Annotated in this window: 12 protein-coding genes; 1 reads left to right on the top strand and 11 read right to left on the bottom strand. The window is 57.2% G+C overall.

Annotated elements, in window-relative coordinates; translation table 11 throughout:
- The 7 genes from TRM7557_RS00560 to TRM7557_RS00530 form a co-directional block, all read right to left on the bottom strand.
- Positions 1 to 1,704 (bottom strand): IucA/IucC family protein, encoded by a 1,704-nt coding sequence (locus TRM7557_RS00560; RefSeq protein ID WP_058288272.1) that lies wholly within the window; start codon positions 1,702 to 1,704, stop codon positions 1 to 3.
- Positions 1,691 to 3,451, bottom strand: coding sequence for an IucA/IucC family protein (locus tag TRM7557_RS00555; RefSeq protein WP_058288271.1), 1,761 nt, complete (start codon positions 3,449 to 3,451; stop codon positions 1,691 to 1,693). The genes TRM7557_RS00560 and TRM7557_RS00555 overlap by 14 nt, the downstream gene beginning before the upstream one ends.
- 379 nt (positions 3,452 to 3,830) lie before the next feature.
- Positions 3,831 to 5,822 carry a TonB-dependent receptor plug domain-containing protein gene (locus TRM7557_RS00550; RefSeq protein WP_058288270.1) on the bottom strand — a complete coding sequence of 664 codons (1,992 nt, stop codon included), beginning with the start codon at positions 5,820 to 5,822 and terminating at the stop codon, positions 3,831 to 3,833.
- A gap of 172 nt (positions 5,823 to 5,994) precedes the next feature.
- On the bottom strand, positions 5,995 to 6,756 hold the full coding sequence (locus tag TRM7557_RS00545) for an iron ABC transporter ATP-binding protein (RefSeq protein WP_058288269.1): 762 nt from the start codon (positions 6,754 to 6,756) through the stop codon (positions 5,995 to 5,997).
- Positions 6,753 to 7,697 (bottom strand): iron chelate uptake ABC transporter family permease subunit, encoded by a 945-nt coding sequence (locus tag TRM7557_RS00540; protein ID WP_058288268.1) that lies wholly within the window; start codon positions 7,695 to 7,697, stop codon positions 6,753 to 6,755. The genes TRM7557_RS00545 and TRM7557_RS00540 overlap by 4 nt, the downstream gene beginning before the upstream one ends.
- Entirely contained in the window at positions 7,690 to 8,664 is a 975-nt protein-coding gene (locus TRM7557_RS00535) for an ABC transporter permease (RefSeq protein WP_082626461.1), read from the bottom strand. Before TRM7557_RS00535 ends, TRM7557_RS00540 begins: the two co-directional genes overlap by 8 nt.
- A 10-nt stretch (positions 8,665 to 8,674) precedes the next feature.
- A complete protein-coding gene (locus tag TRM7557_RS00530; protein ID WP_413081147.1) occupies positions 8,675 to 9,595 on the bottom strand; it encodes a siderophore ABC transporter substrate-binding protein in 921 nt (306 codons plus the stop codon).
- A 395-nt stretch (positions 9,596 to 9,990) separates the two neighbouring features.
- On the opposite strand from TRM7557_RS00530, the gene TRM7557_RS00525 reads away from it, so the two are divergent.
- Positions 9,991 to 11,085: a tRNA-dihydrouridine synthase gene (locus TRM7557_RS00525; protein ID WP_058288267.1), complete on the top strand. Its 1,095-nt coding sequence runs from the start codon at positions 9,991 to 9,993 to the stop codon at positions 11,083 to 11,085.
- Between the two features lie 225 nt (positions 11,086 to 11,310).
- On the opposite strand, the gene TRM7557_RS00520 is transcribed toward TRM7557_RS00525, so the two are convergent.
- From TRM7557_RS00520 to TRM7557_RS00505, 4 genes are all read right to left on the bottom strand, one after another.
- The gene (locus TRM7557_RS00520) at positions 11,311 to 11,868 is read right to left on the bottom strand and encodes a hypothetical protein (RefSeq protein WP_058288266.1); all 558 of its coding nucleotides are present in this window, start codon (positions 11,866 to 11,868) and stop codon (positions 11,311 to 11,313) included.
- Positions 11,869 to 12,259: 391 nt separating this feature from the next.
- Entirely contained in the window at positions 12,260 to 13,294 is a 1,035-nt protein-coding gene (locus TRM7557_RS00515) for a TDP-N-acetylfucosamine:lipid II N-acetylfucosaminyltransferase family protein (RefSeq protein ID WP_058288265.1), read from the bottom strand.
- Between the two features lie 99 nt (positions 13,295 to 13,393).
- The gene (locus TRM7557_RS00510; RefSeq protein ID WP_058288264.1) at positions 13,394 to 14,098 is read right to left on the bottom strand and encodes an acetyltransferase; all 705 of its coding nucleotides are present in this window, start codon (positions 14,096 to 14,098) and stop codon (positions 13,394 to 13,396) included.
- Positions 14,099 to 14,136: 38 nt separating this feature from the next.
- Positions 14,137 to 15,360 carry an aminotransferase class I/II-fold pyridoxal phosphate-dependent enzyme gene (locus TRM7557_RS00505; RefSeq protein WP_058288263.1) on the bottom strand — a complete coding sequence of 408 codons (1,224 nt, stop codon included), beginning with the start codon at positions 15,358 to 15,360 and terminating at the stop codon, positions 14,137 to 14,139.
- Positions 15,361 to 15,463: the final 103 nt, after the last annotated feature.

The following is a 15,463-nucleotide window of genomic DNA, read 5'->3' as shown; positions in this document are numbered from 1 at the left end:
TCAATGCTCCTCTACAAGGGAAAGGCTGTTGGGGACCAGATGGCGATAGCTGTCTCGGGTGGGGTCCAGTTTTCGGGTGATCAGGCTTTCGGCGTGGATCTGGCGCTTGAACGGGTCAAACATCGCCTGCCGCGCCTGAAGCCCGTGTTCCTCTGCATAACTGTCCAGACAGCCGCGGACGATTTGCCAAAAGCGGCTTTCCGCAAATCCCCAATGCCGTTGCAGAAGGTCAGAGAGATCGGCGAGGTTGAACACAAACAATGTATCCATCACCAGTTCGCGCAGCCCATCGGCCGAGGACAGCCGGTGGAATGTGTCGGGCGGGGCGTGATCGAACACGGGATTGATCGCGCCCAAATCGGGGCAGAGGTCGGGACGCGACAGGAGGTCGGGCACGTATTCCACCCCATCGTGGAAATCGCGCGCAATAATCTCTGTCGGCCAGCCGTCCTTATGATGCAGGATAAGGTTCTGGCCATGGGCTTCCAACCCGATGCCATGTGCGACCATCAGGTGCCAAACTGGCAAAACGGCCACCTCGATCAGGCGTTTGACCCAGGGCTCGATCCCGAAATGGTCAACCCATGGCGCAATAAACGGAGAGCCGTCGCTTTCGATGACAGAGAGCGCGTTGAATGGCACCATTTCTGTCGCCTCGATCCCGAGTGCCATGGGGCTTTGACGCCAAATGGCAGCCAGATGACCGGCGAGTTCGGTGTCGCGCCCAACGATGAGCCCCGCATATTCGGGAAGCAGCCGAAGCGGGTAGCGATTGGCAAACAGCGGGTCGCTGTCGATCACTTGTGTCACCCAGTTCGAAATGACCGGCGCGATCTCTACGGTTTCCGGGATCAGGGTCCGCAACGAAGATGTATTGCGCATGGCCATGGCGGTTTTGACATGGGCGCGTTTGCTGTCTTGGGCGTTCATCAGCGTGCGCACGGACTGTGTGGCCCGGTAGCTGTCACCGATCGGGCCCAATGCGTGACAACGCCCCTGCGCAATCCATTGTTGTAGCAGCGGGTGGTCTTGCACTGCCGCCCATTGCCATGGGTGCAGCGGCAGCAGCGAAAACTGCGCTGGATCCTGTCCCCCGTCGCGCAATGCGGTTGTGATGCGGTGCCACTCGTCCTCTCCCAGTTCACTGGACCAGAACTCTGTGTGGGGCAGGGCCTCGAGTGCGAGGTCCCGGTCAAAGAAAACCGCAACAAGGCGGAAACGTTCGCCAAATTCTGGCCCATAGGCCAAATGGTCCGCCTCTGAAAACCCGCTGCGGGCCTTAAAACAGGGGTGGTACGGGTGCCCTTCGTGAAGGGCGGTTTCCAGCGCAAACAGCGGTAGGCCACGCCGGTCTTCCCCGCTGAGGTAACGCGCGTTTAGGGCGGTCAGCCGGGCGGTTTGTTCGAGGTCTTGTTGAAGCGGTTGGGCGTGTTCTGAGGGCACCGTAGAAAGAATGGCCTCTAGGGTGGCGACCTGCCAACGCGTGCCTATCTGCATCTCAAGACTGTCCGCGTTCAGGCGAAAGCGTCCAAAGGCGCCCATCCGCCCTTTGGCGCGCAGGGCTAGCGACCCAAAGGTCCAGGACAATCTGCCACTGCGGTCCAACAAAAGCTGATTGGCCCAGCCCTCGCTCAGCAACGCTTCGCAGAATTGGCGCAATACGCGCTGCATGGCGGGCGAATGCCGTGCTTCAGAGGCAAGCATCTTCAACCTCCCGCATTGTGATGGTCTGACGGCAAAGCGGGTTGGGCATGTCGATAAACATCCCTTCTAACGCTGCGGTTTGCAGTTCGTCCATGTCGTGAAAGCGGGTTAGCAGGTTGGCTTTGGTTGCCAGTTGGGGGCTACTGCGCAGATAGGCGATGAAACCAGCCCCTGCGCCAGTGAGGTGCGGTGCCAGATCATCAAGCCGCTGCGCCAGTTGCGCCAGCGTTGTGGTTTCCGGAACGATGCCATCGCGTCCCAGCCGCCGGATGACAGCAAAGATCTGATTGACAAACAGATAGTAGGCAAACCGCTGATGAATGTGCTCTGCCTCAAAGACCAGCGCGTCAAGCTCGGCAAGCTCAGGCTGCAGGGCAGCAAGCCGCGGCAGTGCCTCTTGGGTAACAAAATAGCCTTGATTGTCCCGGAAAAACCCGCGCCCTGGATAGCCTTGGGACAAATCCAGAAGGGCGTTTTGCTGATGTGCTTCGACGGCGATGCCATGGCGGTCATAGAGCGTCAAAAGCGGCACTAACATGCAATCCAGATAGGCGTCGAACCAGCGTCTGGCGATTGTGCTGCGGCTTTGGCCCTCCGCTTGCGCGAGGCGCAGAATTTCGGTGGCAAGCAGACTTGTCGCGCCAACTGCCGGATCGGCTGTCAACGCGGCAACATTCACGATGCCATTGCTTTTGCCCTGCAGGAACGGGTTTTGTCGAAAGATGGTTTCAAACCCGCTTTCGCGTCGTTGGGGTATCCGAACATTGGCATAGGCCGGATCGTCAAGGATCTGGAAGCAGGGCACGTCGGTGGCAAAGTTCAGACGCGCAAGCAGGCGCGCCATCAGCAGGCCGACACGCAGTTCACTTCGTTTGGTCACCCGCAAAGAATTGGTCAGACGGACAGGAATGGAGAACTTTACCATCCAGGGGCAATTCGGTGCGTAAAGCGTGCGCACGGAAGAGGTCGCAAAGAATTCCTGTCCGGCCGGGCCAAGGTCGCGCAGCACGCCACGATCCAAAAGCGATGCCACCTCGGGGTCAAGGCGCAGCGCCTCAGCCTGCAGGGGGTGCAGGGGCAAAAGCCGCTCATTTGGGGCAAGGGAAAACGCGCTGTCCTGTCCCAGAAGATCCGTGACAATCTGGTCAACTGGAGTGGTTGCGCTGTCTTCTTCAAAGAGGCCCGCATCAACTGCAAACCATGTCAGCTGAAACCGTCCCTGCCACTCCGGTGCATAGGTTTTTTGCTGCCAGTTGCTCATCCCGTCGCGGCTTTTGGGGGTTGGGTGCAACCAATGGCCAAAGACCACGCTCTGTTCTGCGGTTAGAAAATCCCGAAGGTCGGCATCTTTTGCGGCATGGTCCATAAACGCGGTGATTTCTGCGTTGCTGTTGAAAACGCAGCGCAGGAATTCTGGTAACTTCCGATCGGCATCGCGACCCAGACGCGCGGCGCATTCTTGGGCGACCAGGCACAGGGCCTGAACCGCAGAAGTGGCCCGCTGAGAGCCAGATAGAGGGTCCAGAACCCGTATCCCACCAAATTCATGTGGGCCGGTCTGAGAGGCATAAAGCACCTCCAAGCACAAAACCGCTTTGCAATGGCGCAGTTCAATCTGAAGACGGGGCCCGTCTTCAGATTGAAGCCAGAGACCCGGATCGATTTCGCGCAGGAACCCATTGACCAGCGCTTGCAGAGAGGCCTGTTCTGCGCGGGATTGTTTATCAGCTATACGTTGAAAACTCATCTCACTGCTCCGCACATGGGGCAGTGAGAGGGCAAAGTGAATGCGACGGTCATCCGAGCGAGCTCCCTTTGTGCATCACAGTGCAGTCCGTCACAGGGGCTGCGACGTATAGCTTTGATGCAAATTGATTTTAAGGAGACTGGCAGGCGATGTGGCGTGCTGGCATGGCACGACTCGCAGCTTCTGTGAGGCATGTCGCGCGTGGGTGACTTATAGATGAGTATTTTACTAGGTAAAGGCGAAAAATGGCAGTCGGCGGGAAATGGCGCCCTGCGGGAAAAAGCAAAGTTTAACCCGTTTCCCAAAAGAAAGACGGCCCCGCGGAACGGAGCCGTCAAATAGAGTAGTGGGTTCGAACGAGGGTGCTCGTTTGACCGGATCAGAACTTGACAGTCGCCACAACAGAGACGGTGCGCCCCGGTTCTTTGAGGGTGTTGAAGCCGCCATAGTCTGCGCCATAGGTCGCGCGGTCTGCAAATTGCGTGTCGAACACATTGTCGACCGAGGCGCGGATCGTCACGTTCTGAGCAGAGGGCGGGGTGTATTCGGCAAAGAGGTTGAGCACCTGATAGCCGTCGAGTTTCTGAACCGGATCCGCTTCGACTGCGCCGTGGTCATAAGAGAGCGCGGCATCCACCGATCCTCCGACCACGAGGTTATACTGCGGCAGCTCTTGTTGAACCTCGAGCGCCAGAACGGTGCCCAAGGGTGCGCCGTAGTCCAGAACATAGTAGCTCGAGGCTTTTTCGCCATTGATGTAGTTCTCGGACCGGCTTGCGGTAAAGCGGGCAAAACCGCTGTCCCAGCCATAGGTGGCTGCGATGTTCACGCCTTTGGTTTCAAAGTCGTTGTGGCTGGCGGTGTAGGCTGCCAGCCCGCTGTCATAAGTCGAGAACCGCGCATCATCGATATTGGTGCGGAAGAATTCGCCACCAAAGGTCCAGTTGCCCTGCTCAAAATCGGCGCCGATCACAAGGTTGCGGCCACGGGACGCGTCGGTCAGCCCCGAATAATCCCAAGCGTCCCCGAGCAGATAGTTGTCCTCGAGGATAATGCCACCAAAGACAGTGGAATAGGCCGCCCGCAGCGACAGGGAGTCGGTGACATCATAGGTCAGAGACAGGTTGCCACTGATGCCGTTCGGGCTTTGGCTGCCGCCATTGCGATCGGTAAAGTCCTGCCAGTCAGCCCGCAGACCAGTCGAAACCTTGAGACGGTCCGTCGGCTCCAGGCGGGCCTGTGCAAAGATGCCGATGTTCCGGCTTTCCTCAGAGGTGGCTTCGGTGACCCAATCCGCATTATAGCGGTTGTCCTTGCGCTGATAATCCAAACCCGCCGTGATGGTGTTGCTTTCGCTGAGGTGGAATTCGTTCTGAACGGTCACAGAGAATGTGCGGGATTGTGCATCATCGCCAAACGGCACTTCTGTTTTCAGATCAGTTTCCGAGAAGCCAACAACCACACTCGGGTCCCAAAGGCCGCTGTCAAATGTGTTTTCATAACGCAGGGAGGCAATCCGGCGGGTGGTGTCATAAACGCGCAAATCCGGGAAAGGACCGCGCGGCGGCATATAGCCAAAGTTGGCGCGGGTATTGCGCAGCCCGTTGTCTTTCATTTGCTGGGCTGAAAATTCGACCCGGTGGCCCTCGGCGGACTCATAGGCGAATTTCAAAAGCTGAGAGGACAATTTGGCTTCGGTGCCGGTGACCACATTGCCATCGCCGTCTTCGTAGTCGTCGCCGGTGGCGCGACGGGCATAGGCCAGAACTTCAAAGCCTTCGCGACGTGCGGCCAAAGTCAGGGCAGCCTGTGCGGTGCTTCCGTTGTCAGAGTAGCCAAAACGCGCTTTGCCGCCGAAATTATCGCCGTCTTCCAGAATGTCGGCAACGTCCACGGTTTCCATGGTCACGCCGCCAGCCAGCGCGCCGGGGCCCGCATCGGCGGGGGCCACGCCGGGATCGACACGAACCGATTTCATCAGGCCGGGGTCAAAGGCGTTGGCGCTGGCGTGGTGGAAGACGCGGTTGTTTTGCGACACGCCATCGACCTTGATCGCGAGGTTTAGCATATCCACGCCGTTCACAAAGATCTTCTGGGCCACAGGTATAGCGCCACCGACGGACACAGAGGCCAGACCAGCAAACAGGTCTTTCAGATCACCGAGGCTCGCGCGCTCGATTTCGGCTTCGGCCACATAGACAGCCGTCGCCCGGTCCGCGGCACCATAAAGCGGGTCTTCTTTTTCCGCGATAATGGGGTCCAGGACTGAAACGCCGAGGTCATGTTCGGCCAGCGCAACTGTAGAGAAGGAAAGCGTAAGTGCCGTGCCACAAAGCAGCCCCGGCAAGAGATGGGATCGATTCCGAGCCATGATTTACCTAACATCGTAAAGGTGAGTGTCTGGCATGGCGGGGGAAAGAACCTGGCTTGCCTGAAATAAGCCGAAGACCTCTTAGGAAGCTTCGAAGAAACAATCAATAGTATTTTACTAAGGATTAAGGGTTGTAATCGGATTGCGTGAATTTGGCCGCAAAAGGGGCCGTTTAGCGATGATAGAGGGCAAGGGGCGTGCCGCGATCTGTTTGCGCAATGTTGATATCTGTTTGGTATAAATCACTTAGCGCATCTGCTGTCGCAACGTCCAAGGTGGGGCCGGCAAAAGCCAATTGCCCATCTCGCATGGCCACGACGTGATCTGCCCAGGAAAGCGTGTAGTTCAGGTCGTGCAAAACGATCACCACGCTTTTGCCTTGAGTGTCCACCAGCTCGCGCAGCTTGGCCATCAGACTACGGGCGTGTTTCAGGTCAAGGTTGTTCAATGGCTCGTCCAGAAGCAGCCAATTGGTGTCCTGAGCATAGGCCATCGCAATAAAGGCGCGTTGCCGCTGTCCGCCGGACAATTCGTCCAGAAACCTGTGGCGCAGGTTTTGCAGGTCAAATTGGATCAAGGCGCGGTCAATCATGACCCGGTCCTCCGCTCTGAGGCGGCCTTGGGCATGGGGCCATCGGCCATAACCAACCAGATCGGCCACCCGGATGCGGCTTCCCACATTCAGATGCTGGGCCACCACCGCGATCTGAAAGGCGAGGTCGCGCGGCGCAAAGCGACGCAGGTTCTGCCCGCTTATGGTGATATTGCCCTGCTGCGGTTCAAGTTGGCGACCAATGGCATTGAGCAATGTAGATTTCCCAGCACCATTGGGGCCGATGAGCGCCGTGATCTTGCCTTGCGGCAGGGTCAGAGAGATGTCCGACAAGACCGGCGTTCCGGCGATGTGGTGACTGAGCGTGTCAATCTGGATCATTTGACTTTTCCTTTTGCCAGAAGCGCAAGAAACAACAGGCCGCCGCAAAACTCGATGATGACCGCCAAGGTGGAGTCCAGCTTCAAGATCCGCTCGAACAGGGTCTGGCCAAGGATCAGCACAAGGCAGCCCATCAGTGCGGCGCCGGGCAATTGCAGGGCATGTCGATGGCTTTGCATCAGGCTATGGGTCAGGGCGGTGACCAACAGCCCAAGAAAGGCCAGCGGCCCCACCAGCGCGGTTGAAACCGCCACCAGCGTGGCAATGGCAATCAGCATGTGCACTTGCAACCTGTCATAAGATACCCCGAGTGTGGACGCAGGCCCGCGCCCCAATGCCATCACATCGAGCACCAGATGTTTGCTGGCCAACCAGAAAACCACCAAGATCATCAAGCAGATGGCAATGAAAAGGGCCTGACGGTCAATGCCGCTGAACTGGGCAAACATATTGGCCTGAACCATGGCAAATTCCGAAGGGTCCAGCAGGCGCTGCATAAACCCTGCAAGGGTCCGAAACAGCAGGCCAAATATGACGCCCACAAGGATCAACAACTGGATATCCTGCCGGGCACGCCGCAGGACCAACAGAAAAATCACAAGCGTGGCCCCAATCATAAACAGCGTGTCTGTCAGGAAAACCAGCTCTGTCGGCATCGTGCGGACCGCGACCCCGGCTGAGGCAAAGACCACAAGTGTTTTCATTAAGATAAAGAGCGCATCAAAGCCCATAATCGACGGGGTCAGAATGCGGTTGTTGCTCAGGGTCTGAAACAAGACCGTGGCGATGCCGACGGCGGTGCCGACACAGATCAACCCACCGAGTTTTATGCCCCGCAGTTCAAGCACATAAGCAGAGCGCCACGCGCCGCCCCAAAACAGGAAAACGACCGAGGCCGCAAGAACTGCGGCGCCCAGTGCAATCAATCGCTTATCAGGCATTTGAACCGCGCCCCAGCAGCATCCAGAGGAACAAAATCGCACCTAGGATGCCAAAAATCGTCCCCGCAGGTATTTCATAGGGGTGGCGCAAGACACGGCCCAGAATGTCACAGGCCAGCACCATTCCAGCGCCCAGACCTGCAACAACAGGCAAGCTTTGGCGCAGATTGTCGCCCATCAGCCGGGATACAACATTGGGCACAACCAGCCCCACAAAGGGCAACGTGCCCACTGTCACAATCACCAGCGCAGACACCATGGACACGGTGGCAACGCCAAGTGCCACAACCTGCCCATACCGCAGCCCCAGACTCAGGCTCAGGCCGCGACCCAGCCCGACGAGGGTGAATTGGTCCGCTGCAAAATAGGCCACAATCGACAGGAATCCAGCGAGCCACAAAAGTTCGTAACGGCCTGCAAGCACGCCGGAAAACTCACCCGCCATCCAGGTCCCCAGATATTGAATGAGATCCGTCTGATAGGCGATGAAGGTGGCGCTGGCATAGAGAACCCCAGCATAGATCAGCCCCACCAAAGGCAACAAGAGGGGTTGCTGCGGCGGCAAATGGCGGCTGAGCCGCATAAAACCAAAGGTGCCGAGCAGCGCGGTTCCGGCCGCCACGGTCATTTTGGCAAACAATGGCCAGCCCGGCGCCAAGAGGGTCACTGCCAGCAACCCCAGCATGGCGGCTTCGTTGGTGCCAGTGGTGCCGGGCTCTACAAAGCGATTGCGCACCAAAAGCTGCATGATAACACCGGCCACCGCCATGCTCGCGCCGGTCAAAAGGGCGGCAAGCGTGCGGGGCAGGCGACTGATCATCAATAGCTGCAGCGCTTCGGGGTCCTGAAACAGCGCGGGCAAAGACAGGGACTGCACCCCGACAAAAAGGCTGAGGCCCGTCAGGCCAGACAGCCCCACGAACACCCCAAGCAGGGGCCAGCCAACGCCGCCCCCTGCCGCAGACATAACGGTCGTATTAGGCACCGGGACCAAACCCAGCAATCAGGTCATCAAGCGTGTACATCATCGATTGGATGCCACCGCCTGCGACATACACATTGGCCGATTTCAGATAAATCACCTGACCTTTGGACCATGCAGTGGTCTGCGCCACCAGCGCATTGTCCAACGTCGCCTTGGCAGATTGGTTGTCTTGGCCAATCGCGGCAGCGCGATCAATCACGATCAGCCAATCGGGGTTGGCTTCTGCAATGAATTCAAAAGAGATCGCCTCGCCATGGGTCTGCGCGTCAACATTCTGGACGTTTTCCGGCAGGCCGACGGCCGAATGCAGCCAGCCAAACCGGGACCCCTCGCCATAGACCGAGATCTTGGGTCCATTGGTCAGAACAATCAGCGCAGACCCTTTGCCGGTCACTGCTGCTTGTGCGGTCGCCAGTTTGGCGTCAAACGCGGCTTTGACTGCGGCGGCTTCTGCGGTTTTGCCGGTGATTTCACCAAAGCTCTTGAGCCGCTGCAGCGATTGGGCGACATGATCATCGCCCCAAATTGTCATGTCGATGGTGGGCGCAATGTCCAGAAGCGGTTCGTATTGGTCAGACGACCGGCCTCCAGCGACGATCAGGTCGGGGCCCATTAGCGCAATCGCTTCGAAGTTCGGCTCGAACAGGGTGCCAACAGACTGCGCCTTTGCTGCGACATCCTCAAGATAATCAACATAAAGCTTGTCTGGAACGCCGCCCAGTTCCACCCCAAGCGCATCCAGCGTGTCGACTGCGGCAATATCCAATGCCACAATTTTCGAAGGGATCCCGACCACGGTTGCGTCACCGCGATAGGTCGGGACGATCACCTCTTGAGCGGCGAGAGAGGACACCGCGCCGGCAGTGACCAAAGCCGCCAATGTCATAAACAGCCGTTTGTTGCGCATTCGCATGTACCTTCTAAAAAGAGGAGACATTGCTTGCGGCGGGCTGGCTTTGTCGAAGTTGGCGCGAACCTAGTGTTTTTGTCAGATATGTCCAGAGGGGAAGTTTACCCGGCGATAAGAACTTTGGCCGGTGCACGATGGGTCCGATGGCGAGTCTGGATCAGCCGTCATGGGCCTTTTTCACCCAGACCCCACAAAGACGGTTTCATTCTATTTGGGGTGGAATGCGAAAATTCGGGATTTTCGACGGTTCCGTGCCGCGGCTTCCTATTTTCTAGGCAAACTCCGCGTCATCGGGCGGTAGAATTGAGTTTGTTTGCCTGTGTTGCGCGCAAGGCTGTTGACTGGAGTTTGTTCTCGGGCTCAAATTTGACCAAGTAGTCAAAAAAGAGAGCGCCACGATGAGCAAACTAGCAACCAACTTCACCGGTCTGAAGTTCGTAAACCCGTTTATTCTTGCCTCCGCACCGCCGACCGAAAGCAAGCGCAAGATCCTCAAGGCCTTTGAGGCTGGGTGGGGTGGTGTGGTCACCAAGACGATTGGCTTGCACCCGGTGGAAAACGTTGCGGGGCCGAAGACGATCTATCAACGCACGAGCGAAGCCAAGCCTTACGTGTCGCGGATGAAACGCCCGGACACGGTGTCGCATTCGTCTTGGAACTGGGAGCTGATCTCGGACCAACCGCTGGAGCAATGGCTGCCGGATCTGGAAGAGATCAAAGCCACCTATCCTGATCGCATGGTGATTGCTTCGATCATGGCTGGCACCGGCAGCGAAGAAGAACTGGAGAACTGGAAAAAGCTCGCGACCGCTGTTGTTGGCGTTGGCTGCGACGCGCTAGAGCTGAACCTGTCCTGCCCGCACATGGACCGCAAGGACATGGGCGCGCATGTTGCCAATGATGAAGCGATCATCCGGTCTGTTCTTGAGGCGGTTACCAGCGTTGTGGACGTTCCGATCTGGGTCAAGCTGACACCGTCTGCCTCGACCATTGTGGACGCGGCGGGTGCGGCCTATGACGCGGGTGCGGCGGCGATTTCGACCTGCAACACTTTTCCGTCGCTGCCTCTTATGGACCCGGAAACAATGAAATTCGAGGTCGAAGTCGACGGCCTGGTCACCCCCGGCGGTCAAGGGGGCCTGGCGATCCTGCACCAAGCGCTGAAGCGGGTGAATGATCTCCACAAAGCATACCCGGACAAAGCAATTTCCGGGATCGGTGGCATTCGTGGGTTCCGCGAAGCTTTCAATTTTATCGTTCACGGCGCGGGCAACCTTCAGGTCTGCACTGCGGCGATGGAAGAAAAAGGCAGCGGCGGCGTCGGTGTGAAGCTTATCCAAGAGCTTTGTGAGGACATGACAGATTATCTGGACCGCCATGGCTATGCGTCGCTTGAAGAGTTCCGCGGCATCGCACGGGAGCGCGTTGTCCAGCACGCTCAGATCCGGCGGAAAAGCGAAGACTACAACGGCGGTTTCGCCAAGTCAGCGTAAGCTCTGCGTGTGAAAGTTATAATGGACCGCTGCACCCGGCGGTCCATTTTTTGATCTGAACAGACAATCTGAAACGATGTCGACAGCCGAGGGGCTAAGCACCTGTTTCGTTCCCGCAGCGAAAGGTGGGGGGCATGGCAGGGTGATCCCCGCAAGGCCAATGCGGAGGTCTGTCTTGTGCTGCAGGCGGGAAAACCGCCTGCACATTCAAGGCAACCGTAAAGGTTATTCAAGCCCAACGAGGAAAATCGGGCGCGAAGACGGTAGCGCCTCACCCAAGCCATACTCTTTTCGAAACTGCGGGTGTGTGTGGTAAAAGTTCAGGAACGTTGAGAGGTCGTTCAGGCCTGCGAATTTTACAGAACCACAATTCGGGTCGAAGTAGCTGATGATATCGTCGGTGATGTGGAAGGACACCACATGGTTCGGCAGCAGGACTTGGAAATAACCCGGCTTTCGTTGCGCCGCCCACGCATACATCTTCTGAACGTCGTCATTGCCACAACTATACTCTCGGATGGTTTTCATCTTGAGATCAAAGTGTTTTCCGAGGTGCTGATACATGCGGCCGACGCTCGCCAGATCGTCTGGGTTGCCGATAGTCTCAAAGTGTTGTTGGGCCTTGTTGGCATAGGCGAACAGTTCGTCCATCCCGAAGTCTTGGTCGTCTTTGATCCGGGTTTTCTCACCGATTTTACGCAATGCGGCATGTGCCATGCACAGTCCCTGGCAAACGCCTTTGCTGTCGAGGTTGAGCTTCTTCAGTTCCTTCTTCTGTTGCATCGGAAACTCTTTGCGACCAAAACCTGTTCTGGCGCTTCGGAAAGCCTCTCTAAGGGACATTGTTCTACCTTCTCGTTCTTCGGGCTGCTCTTGCGGCCCGTTTTAAACCACTTCGCCCCTGTGCAGGGGACCGAATTGAATGCCCGATTGGCTACACAGCTTTCGCGGCAACATTAGGGCGACCATTGTTCCACGCTGGAGGGATCGCGTTTCCGTCGCAGAAATTTCTCCCTCTGGCATGTTTTTGTTAAACGGAAGTCGTTCAAAATGTCTTGAAGGCCCACGAGGGGGCAGTGGTTTTGAAAAAGCTGCAGCTTTGGGGGGGGATTTCTGCTCGGTTGCGGGCAGGGGGCTGCTAAAACCGTCCCTGATCCGCAACTGCGCTTTGGCGTCAGCTCTGTGAGGGGAAGCAGACACGTTTGACGCGGTCAAACACCTTGGATCTGGCAATGTGGGATTGCGAGCTGACTTCGGCGAACTCATTTTTCCAATCCGGGTTCTCCAGAATTGCCTTGCGGTGGACGTCCTGCTCCAGATCGCAGATGTCGGCCACGCTGACCCAGCCATAACTGAGCATCTGAAGGTAGCCGGGATTGACCATCGTTTTGCCGGCCTTCGACAAAATTGTCTTGCGCATAAACACCCGGCAATTGCTCAGGTAACCCTGCCCCATCGTACCCAGTGCCTGCTGGCGGTTGTGGGCTGCAAAGATCATTTCGGCGCGCGCGATCAGGTTGCTGTACTCTTCAAACGGGAGCATGTCTTCCTGAAGGGTCAGACGTTCGAGGACGCCCAGCTCATCGGCTTTGGCAAGAATCTGCGCTTTGTATTCTTCGGTTCCATTGTAGGCAAAGGGCAGCCACAGCTGGTAGCCTTCGAATTTGCTGGCGAGTTCCAGCAGGTAAAGGTGATCGTTGGACGGATCGCCTGAGTTGCCGATCAGGATCAGCTTTTCCTTCTCAATTGATGGGTCGCTGGCGGTGCCGTCAATAATGTGAACCGCACCTTGGACTTCGGGCGCAATGATCTCAGGATAAAGGGCAAGCTCCCCGGTGTATGAGATAATGCAATCGAAGGAGTTGAGCAGATCAAACCCGCCTTCCAAAGGGGCGATCATATGCAGATCGCCGCCCCACATGCACCAAACGGTTTTGATCTTGTTTTTGAACAGCGCCTGACACAGATCCGCCATGGGCTGGCCAAAGAGGCCGTGAATAACCACCACGTCCTGCGGCCCCACGTTGAGGCGCCCGTCGAACGGGCGAACATTGGCAAAAATTTCCTGGGCCTTGTCGATGTAACTTTTCTGATGGCCCCTGGAATACAGGGCCTGGATGTCATGATCATCTGTGGTGTCGATATCGGCCAAATTCTTGGCGAGGCTGACGAGGTGATTGCCGTCGTGAATAATGTGCCAAAATTTCATTGTGCCATAAGCTCCGTGCGGTTTGGCATCCGAACTGGTTGCCTGTATTTGAATGGAAAGCGAGTATAAGTCATTTGTATCAGTGGGTTGGTCGTGCGTTCACAAGGGGGTTCCCCGCGGTTTGGACGGCGCACGCTTCAGCTCTGCTGCGGGATTACCCACAACTGTTGTGTGCGGGGGGACGCTTTTGGTCACCACAGCTCCCATCCCAACAACGGCGCCCGTTCCGATTACGATCGGGTTTTCGCGGGTGCCTTGGCGGATCACAGCGCCGGACCCTATATAGGCGTGGTCTTCGATGACGACATTTCCATTGCAGGACACGCGCGGAGCAAAGGTTACAAAATCCCCGATTTTGCAGTCGTGGGTCACATAGGAATAGATGTTGGCTTGAAAGAAGCGGCCGATCTGAACGTTGGATGTGATCATCACATGATCACAAATCGCCGCGCCTTCGCCAATCTGGTTGTTGTCATAGACAATCGCAGAGGGCGCATAGCTTGAAAACGGCCGACAGTCGAATTGGGCGAGGCGTTCGGAAACCGCTTGTCGAGCAGCAGAATTCCCAATGGCGATGTGGTAGAATTTGGCCTCGCATTCCATCGCACAAAACGCAGCCTCGCTGAGGCAGGGGTAGCCATTGATCTGATCTTGTGCGGGCTCGGTTTCCACGAAACACAGTCCAATGTCGGCAGGGTTCAGGTCCGCATGACGGCTTGTAATATAGGCCTTGGTGAAGGGCATGACTTCTCGGCCGCAACCGCCGGTGCCAAAGACTGCATATACGATTTTCTTTTGTTCCATTCTGGAACACCTCTTTCTAGGTGGGGCCGATTTGGGGCTCAGGCCACATTCTTTCGCTGCGCGCGGCCGGGGTGGCGCGGTTGCGCGGCGTTGCCAAAGGCCAGCACGCGGCAGACATCACGGACCACACCGATGGTTTCCATTGGCAAGGTGGGGCCGGTTGGCAGGACGATGACCTGTTCAGACAGGGCCTCTGTTATGGGCAATGCCTGACCTGCATCGGGTTGCTGGGTCGCATAGGGTTCCATGCGGTGGCATCCCGGCCAGAAGTATTTGCGGGCCAGAATGTTTTCTGCTGTCAAAGCGGCCAAAAGCGTATCGCGGGATTGCGCGAAGCTGTCTTCGACGATCAGCACCACATATTGGTGGTTGCGCTCTTCACGGGTGTTGATTTCCGCCAGACGTAGGCCAGGGATCGGGTCAAGCGCGGCGCGGTAAGCGGCATAGCGGGCCTTGTTTGTGTCCATGACCTCGGTCAGGGAATCCAGATTGGCCAAACCCATCGCGGCGTTGATTTCGGTCATTTTGCCATTGGTGCCCGGGTGAATGACCTTGTCGACCCCTGCGAAACCAAAGTTGCGCATGAGGCGGATCTTTTCTGCCAGGGCATCGTCATTTGTGGTGACGGCGCCGCCTTCAATGCTGTTGAAGAACTTGGTGGCATGAAAGCTGAACACCTCGGCGTTGCCAAAGCTTCCGACCCGCTGTCCGCCATGCGAGCAGCCAAAGGCATGGGCGGCATCAAAGACCAGTTTCAGCCCATGTTCATCGGCGATGTCCTGCAGCGCGTCGACATCGCAGGTGCCGCCCCAAAGATGGGTGGCCACAATGCCCGTTGTTTGCGGCGTGATGGCGCGGCGCACGGCTTCGGGATCGATGCAATGATCCTGCAAGCGGATGTCGGCAAACAGGGGCCGCAGCCCCTGCCAAGAGACGGCATGCGCGGTTGCAACAAAGGTATAGGACGGCAGGATGACCTCACCTGTCATGCCGGTGGCGCGAATGGCGATCTCTAGGGCGATGGTGCCATTGCACATAGCAATACAGTGGCGCACACCTAAGTAGTCGGCCAACCGCTGCTCAAGTTCGCAGACCTTTGGCCCATTGTTGGTGAGCCAGTTGCGATCCAGAATATCATCCACGTGCCACAAAAAATTCTCGCGGTTGGTCACATTGGGGCGTCCCACGTGGACGGGGGCTGGCATCGCGGGCGGGGCACCGTGCAATGCCAGATCGGCGGAAGTTGAAATGCGTTTCTGCATCTTCGGGCTGCGTCCTTGAATAGTGCAACAGATGTACCGAAGCGGCGTTTCTTGCCGGGTAATCTTTCCCTAGATGGGAGGGAAGAGGTTAAAAATTTCCAAA

It is taken from the genome of Tritonibacter multivorans, from assembly GCF_001458415.1.
In the GTDB taxonomy this organism is placed as follows: domain Bacteria; phylum Pseudomonadota; class Alphaproteobacteria; order Rhodobacterales; family Rhodobacteraceae; genus Epibacterium; species Epibacterium multivorans.
The sequence above is the reverse complement of the archived record's forward strand: the minus strand, read 5'-3'. Positions and strand labels throughout refer to the sequence as shown.